This window comes from Aquiluna sp. KACHI24 (assembly GCF_025997915.1).
GTDB lineage: Bacteria > Actinomycetota > Actinomycetes > Actinomycetales > Microbacteriaceae > Aquiluna.
This window is the reverse complement of record NZ_AP026677.1, coordinates 855,889-868,447: the sequence shown is the minus strand read 5'-3', so window position 1 is coordinate 868,447 and position 12,559 is coordinate 855,889. Positions and strand designations below refer to the sequence as shown.

18 protein-coding genes are annotated in these 12,559 nt (G+C 53.3%); 17 read left to right on the top strand and 1 reads right to left on the bottom strand.

Translation table 11 applies throughout. From position 1 onward, the window contains the following. Positions 1-2: 2 nt before the first annotated feature. The 10 genes from OO713_RS04410 (at position 3) to OO713_RS04365 (ending at position 6,814) form a co-directional block, all read left to right on the top strand. Positions 3-239, top strand: a complete 237-nt coding sequence (locus OO713_RS04410) for an RNA-binding protein (RefSeq protein WP_264784892.1) — start codon at positions 3-5, stop codon at positions 237-239. Further along, positions 196-801, top strand: a complete 606-nt coding sequence (rimM, locus tag OO713_RS04405) for a ribosome maturation factor RimM (protein ID WP_264784891.1) — start codon at positions 196-198, stop codon at positions 799-801. The genes OO713_RS04410 and rimM overlap by 44 nt, the downstream gene beginning before the upstream one ends. Further along, positions 791-1,480, top strand: coding sequence for a tRNA (guanosine(37)-N1)-methyltransferase TrmD (trmD, locus tag OO713_RS04400; RefSeq protein WP_264784890.1), 690 nt, complete (start codon positions 791-793; stop codon positions 1,478-1,480). The genes rimM and trmD overlap by 11 nt, the downstream gene beginning before the upstream one ends. Positions 1,481-1,510: 30 nt before the next feature. After that, positions 1,511-2,557, top strand: coding sequence for an acyltransferase (locus OO713_RS04395; RefSeq protein ID WP_264784889.1), 1,047 nt, complete (start codon positions 1,511-1,513; stop codon positions 2,555-2,557). A 138-nt stretch (positions 2,558-2,695) separates the two neighbouring features. Further along, positions 2,696-3,046, top strand: a complete 351-nt coding sequence (rplS, locus tag OO713_RS04390) for a 50S ribosomal protein L19 (protein ID WP_264784888.1) — start codon at positions 2,696-2,698, stop codon at positions 3,044-3,046. Between the two features lie 14 nt (positions 3,047-3,060). Then, positions 3,061-3,810: a signal peptidase I gene (gene lepB, locus OO713_RS04385; protein WP_264784887.1), complete on the top strand. Its 750-nt coding sequence runs from the start codon at positions 3,061-3,063 to the stop codon at positions 3,808-3,810. Then, complete coding sequence (locus OO713_RS04380) at positions 3,791-4,420, top strand: ribonuclease HII (protein ID WP_264784886.1); 630 nt, start codon at positions 3,791-3,793, stop codon at positions 4,418-4,420. Before lepB ends, OO713_RS04380 begins: the two co-directional genes overlap by 20 nt. 20 nt (positions 4,421-4,440) lie before the next feature. Next, positions 4,441-4,770 (top strand): DUF2469 domain-containing protein, encoded by a 330-nt coding sequence (locus tag OO713_RS04375; RefSeq protein ID WP_264784885.1) that lies wholly within the window; start codon positions 4,441-4,443, stop codon positions 4,768-4,770. A 60-nt stretch (positions 4,771-4,830) separates the two neighbouring features. Next, a complete protein-coding gene (locus OO713_RS04370) occupies positions 4,831-5,871 on the top strand; it encodes a DNA-processing protein DprA (RefSeq protein WP_264784884.1) in 1,041 nt (346 codons plus the stop codon). A 55-nt stretch (positions 5,872-5,926) separates the two neighbouring features. Next, the gene (locus OO713_RS04365; protein WP_264784883.1) at positions 5,927-6,814 is read left to right on the top strand and encodes a tyrosine recombinase XerC; all 888 of its coding nucleotides are present in this window, start codon (positions 5,927-5,929) and stop codon (positions 6,812-6,814) included. On the opposite strand, the gene OO713_RS04360 is transcribed toward OO713_RS04365, so the two are convergent. Beyond that, on the bottom strand, positions 6,811-7,287 hold the full coding sequence (locus OO713_RS04360; RefSeq protein WP_264784882.1) for a M23 family metallopeptidase: 477 nt from the start codon (positions 7,285-7,287) through the stop codon (positions 6,811-6,813). The two genes, OO713_RS04365 and OO713_RS04360, sit on opposite strands and share 4 nt — an antisense overlap. A gap of 245 nt (positions 7,288-7,532) precedes the next feature. On the opposite strand from OO713_RS04360, the gene rpsB reads away from it, so the two are divergent. From rpsB to OO713_RS04325, 7 genes are all read left to right on the top strand, one after another. After that, positions 7,533-8,351 carry a 30S ribosomal protein S2 gene (gene rpsB, locus OO713_RS04355; RefSeq protein WP_264784881.1) on the top strand — a complete coding sequence of 273 codons (819 nt, stop codon included), beginning with the start codon at positions 7,533-7,535 and terminating at the stop codon, positions 8,349-8,351. A 2-nt stretch (positions 8,352-8,353) separates the two neighbouring features. Continuing rightward, positions 8,354-9,181 carry a translation elongation factor Ts gene (gene tsf, locus OO713_RS04350; protein WP_264784880.1) on the top strand — a complete coding sequence of 276 codons (828 nt, stop codon included), beginning with the start codon at positions 8,354-8,356 and terminating at the stop codon, positions 9,179-9,181. 107 nt (positions 9,182-9,288) lie between these two features. Continuing rightward, entirely contained in the window at positions 9,289-9,987 is a 699-nt protein-coding gene (pyrH, locus tag OO713_RS04345; protein ID WP_264784879.1) for a UMP kinase, read from the top strand. 15 nt (positions 9,988-10,002) lie between these two features. Next, positions 10,003-10,563, top strand: a complete 561-nt coding sequence (gene frr, locus OO713_RS04340) for a ribosome recycling factor (protein WP_264784878.1) — start codon at positions 10,003-10,005, stop codon at positions 10,561-10,563. Then, positions 10,564-11,388 carry a phosphatidate cytidylyltransferase gene (locus tag OO713_RS04335; RefSeq protein WP_264784877.1) on the top strand — a complete coding sequence of 275 codons (825 nt, stop codon included), beginning with the start codon at positions 10,564-10,566 and terminating at the stop codon, positions 11,386-11,388. A gap of 2 nt (positions 11,389-11,390) precedes the next feature. Continuing rightward, the gene (locus OO713_RS04330) at positions 11,391-11,927 is read left to right on the top strand and encodes a hypothetical protein (protein ID WP_264784876.1); all 537 of its coding nucleotides are present in this window, start codon (positions 11,391-11,393) and stop codon (positions 11,925-11,927) included. A gap of 53 nt (positions 11,928-11,980) precedes the next feature. Then, entirely contained in the window at positions 11,981-12,559 is a 579-nt protein-coding gene (locus tag OO713_RS04325) for a hypothetical protein (protein WP_264784875.1), read from the top strand.

The window sequence follows — 12,559 nt, the reverse complement described above, 5'->3', positions numbered from 1 at the left end:
TTATGTTGCAAGCGACCCTCCAGCACCTTGTTCGCGCCATCGTGGATCACCCGGATGACGCAACCGTAGCCGTCAGAAACAACGGTCGCGGTGAGTTGCTGGAGGTGCGCGTGCACCCAGACGACCTAGGTCGTGTAATCGGCAAGAACGGTAGAACCGCGACTGCCCTGAGAACCATCATCAACGCCCTCTCCGATGGTAAGAGGGTTCGAGTCGACGTGGTGGACACAGATTTCTAGTTCCACCAAGCTCCGCGTCGCAAGGCTCCTGAAGGCCCACGGTCTAAAGGGAGCAATCAAGCTTGAGCTATATACAGATTCCCCAAACGAGCGCTTTGTAAAGGGCGCTGAGTTCGAACTTCAGGTTCCCGAGGACTCTCCTTGGTTTGGGAAGACCATCAAAGTTTCCGAGTTGAAGTGGTTCAACTCTTCTCCGGTGCTCTTTATCGAAGACGTAAACGACCGAACTGTTGCAGAGTCACTTATCAAAGCAATTCTTTTAGTTGAGCAGCCACTTGGAGTCAGCCCCCAAGAGCCAGATGCCTGGTATGACCACCAGCTTGCCGGCTTGAAGGTGATTCGCGAGGGGCAGGAGATTGGTTCGGTAGCACGAGTTGATCACCGGCCCGCTCAGGATCTACTCGCCATCAAGACCGAAACAGGTGAGGTGCTACTTCCGTTTGTGAAGGCATTTGTGCCAAGGGTTGATGTTGATGCTGGTCTAATCGAGATCACCCCACCTGGTGGCCTGTTCGAAGAAATTCCAGAACCGGTTGAAGAAGCAGCCAGCGATGCGAATTGAAGCCGTCAGCATCTTCCCTGATTACTTTCAGCCGCTAGAGCTTTCTCTGCTGGGTAAAGCCCGTGAGGCGGGGCTGGTCAGCTTTCAGGCTCATGACCTAAGAGCGTGGACTCACGACCGTCACAAAACGGTCGATGACACCCCTTATGGCGGGGGAGCTGGCATGGTCATGAAGCCAGAGCCTTGGGGTGAGGCATTTGATCAGCTAATTCCTGAGGGCTCTGAGCCAGTAGTCATCTTTACGACCCCAGCCGGTATTCCGTTCACTCAAGGCTTGGCTCAAGAGCTTGCCAAGTCGCAGCACATCATCTTTGCCTGTGGTCGCTATGAGGGGATAGATCAGCGAGTAGTTGAACACACCAAAACCCGCGCCAAAGTCCTCGAGGTTTCTATTGGCGACTATGTGCTAAACGGGGGCGAGGTTGCTGCCATGGTGATGATTGAGGCAATTACGAGGCTGATTCCTGGCTTTATGGGTAATGCTGAATCAATTGTCGAAGAGTCTCACTCTGACGGATTGCTCGAATACCCAAGCTTTACCAAGCCTGCCTCGTGGCGCGGTCTTGAGGTTCCAACGGTTCTGCTATCTGGACATCATGCTGAGATCGAGAAATGGCGTAAAGCGCAACAGCTGGAGCGCACTGAGCGCAATAGACCAGACCTGCTCGGGTATCTTTAGATTCGAGTTTGATTTTTAAGCGGGGGAGCGATGCGGCTTGGGTTTCTCGATGTCGTCAGGGGCGTTGCCGTCTCTGGTGTAGTTCTCGTTCACTCCATGTCCGTGTGGCAAATAGGTGGGGGATCCAACGACCATGGTGCAGAAAACGCATTACTGACCATTTTCGCATCAGGGCGATTCGGGGTCGAGTTGTTTTTCTTGCTGTCTGGCTACCTGCTTGCGACCATATATTCCGCTGATGATTTCAACTCAAGGGGGTTCGCAAAGAGTCGATTCTTCAGAATTTGGCCTCTATGGGCGGTGTTTTCAATAATTTGGCTGGCAATCCTGTCGATGAGGGACGGATTCTCGGGTCAGCTTATTCTGGCTTTCCTCTTGGCGCTCTCTTTTGCTTTATGGACCCACCCTCAATTTTTCGATTCCTTCATTGGAGGCGCCTGGTCGATTCAAATTGAAGTTCTCAGCTACATCCTGTTCTTTTTCCTCCGAAAACGGAGCACAGAAGTTCTAGTGGCCTTGGCTGTTGGAGTCAATCTGCTCGGAATCATCGCATCATTCTTCTCGCTTGAAGGCTGGGGTTTAGGTGAGTCACTCCGTAGGCTAAGTTTTCAAACTGGTTTCAACTTCTTTCTCCTCGGTTGGCTTGGAGCCAGGCACCTGAGGATTGTGGGCGAGAGGGTTTCTATCACTGGGCTCAGCAAGGAATCGCGTGAAAAACTGCTTCTACTTCTCTGGTTGCTTTCCTTCGTTCTTACCCCGGCGATCTATGGCAACCCGATTGAGGCGGCTGGGTTCGTAAGCCTTGGGCTCTTGTTCAGCGGAGTAGTGAGGGGTCGCCTAAGAGGTGTATTGCAGTGGCTGGGTCGGCACAGTTATTTCATTTTTTTCATGCACTTTGTGATTCTTGCGTTGCTACCCATCGTGATCCCGGCAACACTCTTTGCTGGATGGCCACCCCTTGCTTCGATTCTCGTTATTCCCCTGTCCTGGATCCTGATTCTGAGTATCTGCAGTCCACTTGCGTGGCTTTCTATGCGATTTTTCGAATCCCCGCTCATGCGAATCGCTCGTTCGTGAGAGTTCGTGGTTGCCAACAGCCTTTGGCTGTGGCAGAATTCCTGCTTGTGTCCACGGACTCTGCCGCAGGGGAGCAAAGGACATAAAGATATTCAAATTTGACCGTTTTGACCTGCGCGCAAAAGGAAAGAGCAAAAAATGCACATTCTTGACGTTGTTGATGCCAAGAGCCTAAAGTCCGACATCCCAGCATTCCGTCCTGGTGACACTGTCAAGGTTCACGTAAACATCATCGAAGGTAACCGCAGCCGTATCCAGGTTTTCCAGGGTCTAGTAATCCGTCGCTCTGGCCACGGTGTTCGCGAGACCTTCACCGTTCGCAAGGTCTCCTTCCAGATCGGCGTAGAGCGTACCTTCCCAGTACACAGCCCAGTAATCGACAAGATTGAGGTTGTGACCAAGGGTGATGTTCGCCGTGCGAAGCTTTACTACCTACGCGACCTTCGCGGTAAGGCAGCAAAGATTCGCGAGAAGCGCGAGAACGTCTAACTAGACTTAGCAACATGTCAGATTCCGGGGAGCTTAGGCCCCGCAGCCACTCCAGACTCGCCGATGTTAGGCGCTGGTTCAAGATGGCCCGGAAGAACTGGTTTGTAGCTTTTGTAATTGACTTTTTGGTCATCGTCGGCACCGCAATGGTGCTGTCGGTGGCCATTAAGGCTTTTTTGATCAGATCTTTTTACATTCCATCTGGCTCGATGCTTGAGACCCTGCAGATCAACGACCGCATCATTGTGAATGTCATGGCTCCAGATTTGATGCCAATTGAACACGGTGACATCGTAGTTTTCAAAGACCCCGGAGGCTGGCTAGGAGCTATTCCAACGGAGCCAAAGGAGCCATTGCAGGAGCTATCCGACTTTGTCCTTGGGACCTTCGGTATTACTGCACCAGATTCCGCTGAGCACCTCGTGAAGCGTGTAATTGGACTCCCAGGTGACACCGTGGAGTGCTGCGATCCGGAGGGGCGATTGATTATCAACGGCGTGCCGATTGATGAGCCCTACATCGCTCCAGGATCAACGCCTTCGGATATTGAATTCAAGGTCGTTGTTCCCGAGGGAAGCTATTGGGTTATGGGTGATAACCGAGGCAACTCAACCGACTCCCGGTTTCACCAGGATCTCCCAAGCAAGGGGTTTGTCGATCAGAGTTTCGTGGTGGGCAAGGCATTTGTAATTTCCTGGCCGGTTTCGAATTTTGAATGGCTTTCCAACTACCCAGAGGTCTTTAGTGACGTTCCCAAGCCTTGAGCTTGAAACCCAATTACTCGCTCAATATGGCCGTGTAATTGGTATTGATGAAGTCGGTAGGGGAGCAATCGCAGGCCCCGTAGCGGTTGGCGCAGCACTTTTCACCGCTGACACCACGTCAGAAATTCCAGCTGGGCTAAGAGATAGCAAGCTGATCGCAGAGGCAAAGCGGACTTCAGTGGCCAACCTGGTCAGCACCTGGACAGAAACTTCAGTTGGATACGCCAGCGTCGCTGAGATTGAATCCAAAGGCATTTCCTGGTCTTTGCAGCAGGCAGCGCTTCGGGCTATCGAAACTCTGGGGGTCTCAAGTGGAGTGATCCTGCTTGATGGCTCGCACAACTTTCTACAGGGCTTGGTTTCGCTGCCGGTGGTGCTCCGCACCAAGGCTGACCGAGACTGCGCTGTGGTGTCGGCAGCAGCCCTAACTGCGAAGGTGGCCAGGGATCAGGTCATGATTGAGCTCGATCAAAAGTTTCCGGCTTATGAGTGGTCGGGAAACAAGGGATATGCCTCGGAGCGTCACATTGCTGCTTTGAGAGAGTTTGGTCCATGCCAGGAGCACCGAGTTAGTTGGCTGGGAAAGATTCTTGATGAGGGGCTTTTCTAAGGACATAGACTGTGGGGGATATGGACGAGAACGACTTCGAAGACTACGACAGAGACGCGGAACTAGCGCTCTATCGTGAGTACCGAGACGTAGTGAAGATGTTTCGCTACGTGATTGAGACCGAACGTCGCTTTTACCTAGCCAATGAGGTTGAACTCAAGAGGGTTGATACCGCCACCGATTTCTACTTCGAACTTGCTATGCAAGATGTTTGGGTTTGGGACATCTATCGCACTGACCGCTTCGTGAAGCAGGTCAAGGTAATGACCTTCAAAGACGTAAATGTCGAAGAGATTGGCAACAAAGAGCTGGAGATTCCGGAAGAACTAGCAGTGGGCGATCAGTCCTAGTTATCCACAATCTCAGACTCACCGCTTCACCAATAACCCATCATTTTGCATGCTGATTGCATGCACCTAGATGACTCTCAACACGAACTAATTCTTTGGTCGATGCTGCACGAACCAGGAGATGCCCTTGCGCACAAAATCTTCGAACTGCGCGGAGTCATGGCTCTTGAGGACTATCGGGTGGGCAGAGCTCGAACGCTCTGGATTGAACTGCTGGAGCTCTACGCTCCCGAGTACGTTGCCAAGCTCCCCGATCTAATTGAACGCATTTCACTTCGACTTCCGCACCTGGATGTGGCTGCTGCGGTTGAACGCGGTATTCGTTGGGGAGCGAGGCCCGTTTTTGATTTTCAAATCCCAAAGACATTTCAACGCTTCCACGACCTGGGTTCACATGCCCCCTATCTCCTATGGGTGGCAGGGGATGAGGGCTGTCTCGAGCAAGAGTTTGCTGGGGTTGTTGGAACCAGATCACCTTCTGAGCGTGGGCTTAGAAATGCCAACCGAGTGGTCTCTCAGATCCGGATGTCAGTCGTCTCTGGCGGAGCCAAGGGGATCGATGCTGCAGCCCACCGAGCGGCACTGGATCTAAAACAAACAACCGTCGCGTTCATGGCTGGCGGATTAGACCGGGCATACCCAATGGAGAACTGGGAGCTATTTCATGAGATGGTGCGATCATCAGGAGCGTTGGTTTCTGAATTGGCACCAGGCGCCTCACCATCGAGATTTCGATTCTTGCAGCGCAATCGACTCATTGCGGCGATATCTGAATACCTGGTGGTGGTAGAGGCGGGATTTCGCTCTGGTTCAAAAAACACCGCTAACCATGCCAGATCGATGGGCCGAGACGTCTTTGCGGTTGCTGGCAATTGGGGCGACGCTGGACTGCAAGGCTGCAATGCAATGATCAGGGAAGGCATTGCTAGCCCTTGGGACTTCGGCGAACAGGTCGAACCAACCTTGGATCAAAAACGAGTGCTAGACGCCATGCGAGAGGGCTGTCAGGAACCAGCCGCGATCGCTCGGGAGGCAGGCCTGGGCATCTCTCAAGTAATCCGGGAGCTCAGAATTCTTCGGCTGGCGGGAGAGATCTCTTAGCTGCGAACTGAGCACCTCAGCCAAGATTCTCAGCGAGGCATTTAGTCTTAGGTTTGTGGAGCGGATTTCAATTGAGCTTGAGGCATTCCTTCGGCATCTTGCCGCTCGAGGTCTGGCTGCCAACACCATCAAGAGCTACGGCTCCGACCTTCGTGAATTAGTTGAATACGCACAATCCAAAAAGCTTGCGTTTGATCTCGAAGCGGTGCGTGATTGGCTCTTTGCCATTTCAAAGGCGGGTGGAGCGAAGTCAACGCTCGCACGAAAAAGTGCGGCTGTCAGAGCGTTCTCCTCACACCTTTTTGAGGCTGGGGTGATCCCGGTTGATTTTGGTTTGAGATTGAAGTCCCCAAAGCTCGATCAGGTCCTTCCAAAGGTTGCTACCGAAAAGTCTTTGGACGAGATCCTGGATCGAATGCGAACAAGATCTCAAGATGATCCGATTGCCCAGATGGAGCTTGTCGCGTTTGAGCTTCTGTATGGCACTGGCATGCGCGTGAGCGAACTTTGTGGAATTGATTTGGCGGATGTTGACTTTGCCCGAAACCTTGTGATGGTGACTGGTAAGGGTTCGAAGCAGCGGATGCTGCCATATGGTCATTATGCGGCTGAGGCGATTGAGCGCTATGTGAGATTTGGAAGGCCAAAGCTCCAGATTCCAACTTCTCCGGAGGCGTTGCTGTTGAGCTCCCGCGGAAAGAGAGTTGGTGTTCGCCAGGTCTATTCGCTGGTGGCAAATGAGCTGGAAAGAACTTCGACTGGTAAAGCTGGACCGCACACTCTGCGTCACTCTGCAGCAACTCACCTGCTGGATCATGGGGCAGATTTGCGTGCTGTTCAGGAGCTGTTGGGTCACGCCTCGCTGGGCACAACCCAGATCTACACCCATGTCTCAATAGAGCGTCTCAAAACAAGTTTTGATCAAGCTCATCCCAGAGCTTAGGCCTTCAACACGCTGGGCAGGAGCGGTTCGATCAGTTGGATTGGAGAGAGGTAGCCGTTCTCGTCCCTAACCGAGAAATGCACGCAGTTCTCACAGTGGTATTCATAGTCGCTACCTGCCGGACAGTGAAACGCAAATGGTTCTCCAGCGACAATCTGCTCACCCACTTCGAATTCGGTGCAGGCTGGCTCGAAGCTTGCCAGGTGGGTAGCTGTCCTGAGCGTTACAACGTTTCGATTCACCACTTTCCCCGAAAACGCCAGCGTTCCTGTGGCTGGTGCCGAGATCGCTTCATTGGGAGCCAAATGAAAGTCCACCCCGCGATGGCCAGCGCCATACTTGCTAACTGGTGCGAGGTACTGCTCCTGAACGTTTTCGTGAAAGAACGGGATCGGTTCGGCCCAAAACTCCGTTTGGAGCCTCGGCGTGACTGCTTGCAGGGTGAGGATCAAGATCGAGATCAGTTTCAACATGAAGTGAGTCTGCAGTCGATGAAATTAGGGCAAATTCCTGCAAATAAAACGGTGGATAACTAGACGTCTCGCTGTTATGCTGGTGCTACGGCTTGAGCATTGCTCAGGCCGAATTCGCGTGTCCTTACGCACCCAAACAGCTCGGTCCGACAAGTGCGGTTCTGTTTGGAGAGGGCACCAGGGTTTTGATCAACCGATCAAAGCATGGAACTGAGGGGCATATTTATGCCCAAAGGAGGGGCCGCATGGCCACTGTAACCGTTCGCCAGCTGCTTGACGCTGGCGTCCACTTCGGGCACCAGACCCGTCGTTGGAACCCAAAGATGAAGCGATTCATTCTGACTGATCGCTCGGGTATCTACATCATCGACCTACAGCAGTCTGTAGAGCACATCGACAAGGCTTACAACTACGTTCGCGACCTAGTCGCAAACGGCGGAAGCATCATGTTCGTTGGCACCAAGAAGCAGGCTCAGGAAGTCGTTGCCACTGAGGCAAAGCGCGTAGGTCAGCCATTCATCAACGAGCGTTGGCTAGGTGGTCTACTGACCAACTTCAACACCGTTAACAAGAGAATTCAGCGCCTGAAGGAGCTGGAGACCATGGACTTTGATGACACTTCGAAGTCGGGTCTCACCAAGAAGGAGCTACTAATCCTTCGCCGCGAGAAGGAGAAGCTAGAGAAGGTTCTCGGCGGTATCCGCAACATTGCACGCACCCCGAGTGCGCTGTGGGTTGTCGACACCAACAAGGAGCACCTAGCCATCACCGAGGCGAAGAAGCTGGGCATCCCAGTAATCGGCATCTTGGACACCAACTGTGACCCAGATGACGTAAACATTGGTATTCCAGGAAACGATGACGCAATCCGCGCCATCGAGATCCTGACCAAGGTCATTGCCGACGCAGCAGCTGACGGCATGATCGCTCGCCACCAGAAGGGTGGCGAAGAGGCTGAGCCACTAGCTGAGTGGGAGCGCGAGCTTCTCGAGGGCGGCGCAGCTTCCGAGACTCCAGCCGCAGAGACCGTAGCCGAGGAGACCTCGGCTCAGAAGGATGCATAAGCATGGCTAACTACACCGCCGCAGATGTAAAGGCGCTTCGCGAGAAGTCAGGCGCCGGAATGATGGACTGCAAGGGCGCTCTTGACGAGGCCAACGGAGACATCGAGAAGGCATTTGAGCTACTACGTCTCAAGGGCCTGAAGGGTGTTTCAAAGCGCGAGGGTCGCACCACCTCCAACGGTTTGGTTGTGGCGCGCGTATCCGGTGGCAAGGGAACTCTGATTGAGCTAGCTTGCGAGACCGACTTCGTTGCTAAGGCAGACAACTTCGTCGCTTTGGCTGAGGCAGTTGCTGACGCTGCAGTTGCAGCTGGTGCAGAGACCGTTGAGGCAGCTCTTGCTGCGCCTCACGGATCTGCAACCGTTGCAGATGCAATCACCGACCAGGCCGCAATCATGGGTGAGAAGGTTGAGCTTCGTCGCATCGCTGTGGTTTCCGCAGCTGGCGTTGACGCTTACATGCACCGCACCAGCCGTGACCTACCTCCACAGGTAGGTGTGTTGGTTGCTTACGAGGGCGCAGATGCTGACACTGCTCACGACGTTGCAGTTCACATCGCAGCTTTCAACCCAACCTACCTATCCCGTGAGGATGTCCCAGCCGAGATCGTTGCCAAAGAGCGCGAGATCGCTGAGGAGACCGCTCGTAACGAGGGCAAGCCAGAGGCAGCTTTGGCCAAGATCGTTGAGGGTCGTGTCACCGGCTTCTTCAAGGAGACCTGTCTACTTGACCAGGACTTCGCCAAGGACAACAAGTTCTCGGTTGGCAAAGTTCTTGAGAACGCAGGCCTAAAGGTCACCAGCTTTGTTCGCTTCCGCGTTGGAGCGTAATTAGCAAAAAACTAGGACGGGCTCGGTCGAAAGACCGGGCCCGTTGTCTTTTCTCGCCCTAGGATTATCTGGGCGCATCTAAGCCCAGAATCACCGGAGGAATTCTTATGTCTAAGAAGCGCAGAGTCCTACTAAAACTCTCCGGTGAAGCCTTTGGTGGCGGGTCCCTGGGTGTCAACCCAGATGTGGTTTCCAAGATCGCAAAGGACATTGCTGTCGCTGCCAAAGACGTTGAAATTGCCATCGTGGTTGGTGGTGGAAACTTCTTCCGAGGTGCCGAGCTTTCAAACCGAGGTATCGACCGCTCCCGAGCGGACTACATGGGTATGTTGGGCACCGTCATGAATGCCCTCGCGCTGCAGGACTTTATCGAACAAGCCGGAGGCGATGTTCGAGTTCAAAGCGCCATCACCATGGCTCAGGTTGCCGAACCTTACCTGCCACTTCGCGCCATTCGACACCTAGAAAAGGGTCGCGTTGTGATCTTTGGTGCGGGTGCGGGATTGCCTTACTTCTCAACCGACACGGTCGCTGCTCAGCGAGCTCTCGAAGTGCACGCCGATGAGGTTTTGGTTGCAAAGAATGGCGTTGACGGGGTTTACTCGGCCGACCCAAGAAAGAACCCAGATGCCAAGAAGCTGACCGAGGTTAGCTACCAGGACGCATTGATTCAAGGCTTGAAGGTGGTTGATGCCACGGCGTTTTCGCTCTGCATGGACAACAAGATGCCGATGCGGGTATTTGGTATGGAAGATGTTTCCGCGGCCCTGCTGGGTGAGCCAGTAGGCACTGCGGTTAGAGCTTAGAGAGATAGGGAAGAAATGATTCAAGAGATTCTTAGCGACTGCAAAGACAAGATGGACAAGGCGGTTGAGTCCACCCGTGAGGACTTTGCCTCAGTGCGCACCGGTCGCGCTAACCCTGCGATGTTCCAGAAGGTAATGGTCGACTATTACGGCACCCCAACTCCGCTTGGCCAGCTCGGTGGTATTCAGAACCCAGAGGCGCGCTCAATCTTGATCACCCCTTATGACAAGAGTGCACTAAAGGCGATTGAGACCGCGCTGCAGGCGATGCCAAACCTAGGTGCTCAGCCAAACAACGATGGTTCTGTGATTCGTCTAAACCTCCCAGAGCTCACCGAAGAGCGTCGCAAGGAGTATGTCAAGCTCACTCGCGACAAGGCCGAGCATGGACGCGTCTCGGTTCGCAACATCCGCCGCAAAGCCAAAGAAGACCTAGAGGCCTTGAAGAAGGACGGTGGCGCCGGTGAAGATGAGGTTGAGCGTGCCGAGAAGGAGCTCGAGTCCATCACCAAGCTACACATCGACAAGATCGATGAGTCGCTAAAGAACAAAGAAGCAGAACTGCTCGAGGTTTAGTTGGAAGAGACCAAGTCCAAGTCCCTAGTAACTCGGTTACTGGTCGGATTTGGGCTGGGTGGAATTTTCCTTCTTTCACTGATTCAGCCGCTCCTTTTCGTCCTTCTCACCGCCCTGGCTGCAGCCGGGGGAGTCTGGGAGTTAGCGACCGCGATGCGCAAAAGCGGTTGGCATGTCCCGAGAATTCCAGCTACCATCGCAGCATTTTTGACACCTTTGATGGCTTTCTACTTTGGACCCCAGGGGCAGTGGCTCACTATCTGGGTTGCGATCGGTGTGATGGTCTCCTGGCGACTGTTGTTTTTATTGCTTGCCAAAAAATGGCAGTCGACGAAAGCAACCCTGCGCGATTTCGGTGCTAGCGCTTTCATAATGATCTACATCCCGCTGCTAATAAGCTTCGGGGCACTGCTGATTCAAAAAGAGAACGGCACGATTTGGGTATTTGGGTTTGTGCTGACCACGGTTGCTATTGACTCTTTTGGGTATTTGATTGGCAGGGTTTGGGGCAGAACCAAACTTTCACCAGAAATTAGCCCCAAGAAAACCTGGGAGGGTTTACTTGCTTCCGCGGTTGGTGCAATATTTGGTGGAGTAACAACTGTATGGCTATTGGGCGAGAGCATTTGGTTCGGCTTAGTCTTTGGCCTAGCAATACTCATCAGCTCGGTCATGGGGGATCTGTCTGAGTCACTGATCAAACGAGATCTTGAAGTGAAGGACATGGGGGATGTGCTTCCCGGGCATGGAGGTGTTATGGACCGCTTAGATTCCCTTTTGCCATCAACTTTTATTGCCTACCTACTTTCTCACGTAGTGTTCTAGGCATGGACTTTCCGCGCACCAAACCAAAGGTTCTGGGTTATGACCCAGAGCAGGTTGATGTGCTCTTGCAAAGACTTCAGCGCCAATACGAAAACCCCGAGCTAAAGCTCGTCACCTCCGCGGTGGTGAACGTGGCAAAGTTTGATTTAGTCCCAGGCGGTTACCAGATTCCGGTCGTGGATTCAGCCATCGCCAAACTCGCCGAAATCTTCTTGGAACGAGAGATCGCTGGGTTGGTCAGGTCATCCCGCACCAAGGTCTCGCAAGAGCTTGCGAGCAACCTCAAAGAGATAAGGGCTGTCTTAGAAGCCGGGGCGAAAAAGTCATTCTCGGTTCAGAGTCAAGGCTTTAGTAAGCGCGATGTTGCATCACTGCTAAAGCGCATCGATGTTAAGCGGGGTGTGCTCAGTGCCCCCGAGTCGTTAGAGCTTCGAACCATAGGCTTTAGGCGCTCCAGAAACGGCTTGGACCGGCTTGAAGTAGACACCTTTTTGAACCTAGTGATTAGGACCCTGCACTGCCAAAAAGCCCTTGGCTAATTGCCTCATCGCTAATTAGCGCCTAGGGTTAAAAGCTGTCGTAAGGGAGTCTGTTGGGTAAACACAGTCTTAAGCGCGAAACTAAGCCCCGCCTACTACCGGCGCTGGGCTTTGTTTTTGTGGCTTCGCTGGTGCTGGTTACCGCTGTTGACCCCTACTCGGGACAGATCGCTTCTGCTCAGACCGTGCAGGTCTTTGAGGGCCCTGAAGAAGAGTTCCAGCAACTCGAAATCATTGAGATCGACAACGATGAAGACTTCACTCGCGGCGGGTTTGAACTACTGACCGGTGGCGATGCACTGTTTATCAATTCCGCACCCTACCCAGTCCCAAACACAGCCAAAGCGTTTGCGCTAGAGATGGTCAATGCCAAAGGCTGGGACTACAACCAATATTCCTGTTTGGTGAAGTTGTGGGAGCGCGAGAGCAACTGGCGCTGGAACGCAGAAAACAAGTCCTCCGGTGCGTATGGCATCCCGCAGTCACTACCCGGTAGCAAGATGGCTTCAGCTGGTGCGGACTGGCGCACTAACCCTGAGACTCAGATCAAGTGGGGCATTGGCTACATCAAGGGTCGCTATGGCAAGCCCTGTTCTGCCCTTGCTCACTCCGATAGACGCGGCTGGTACTAA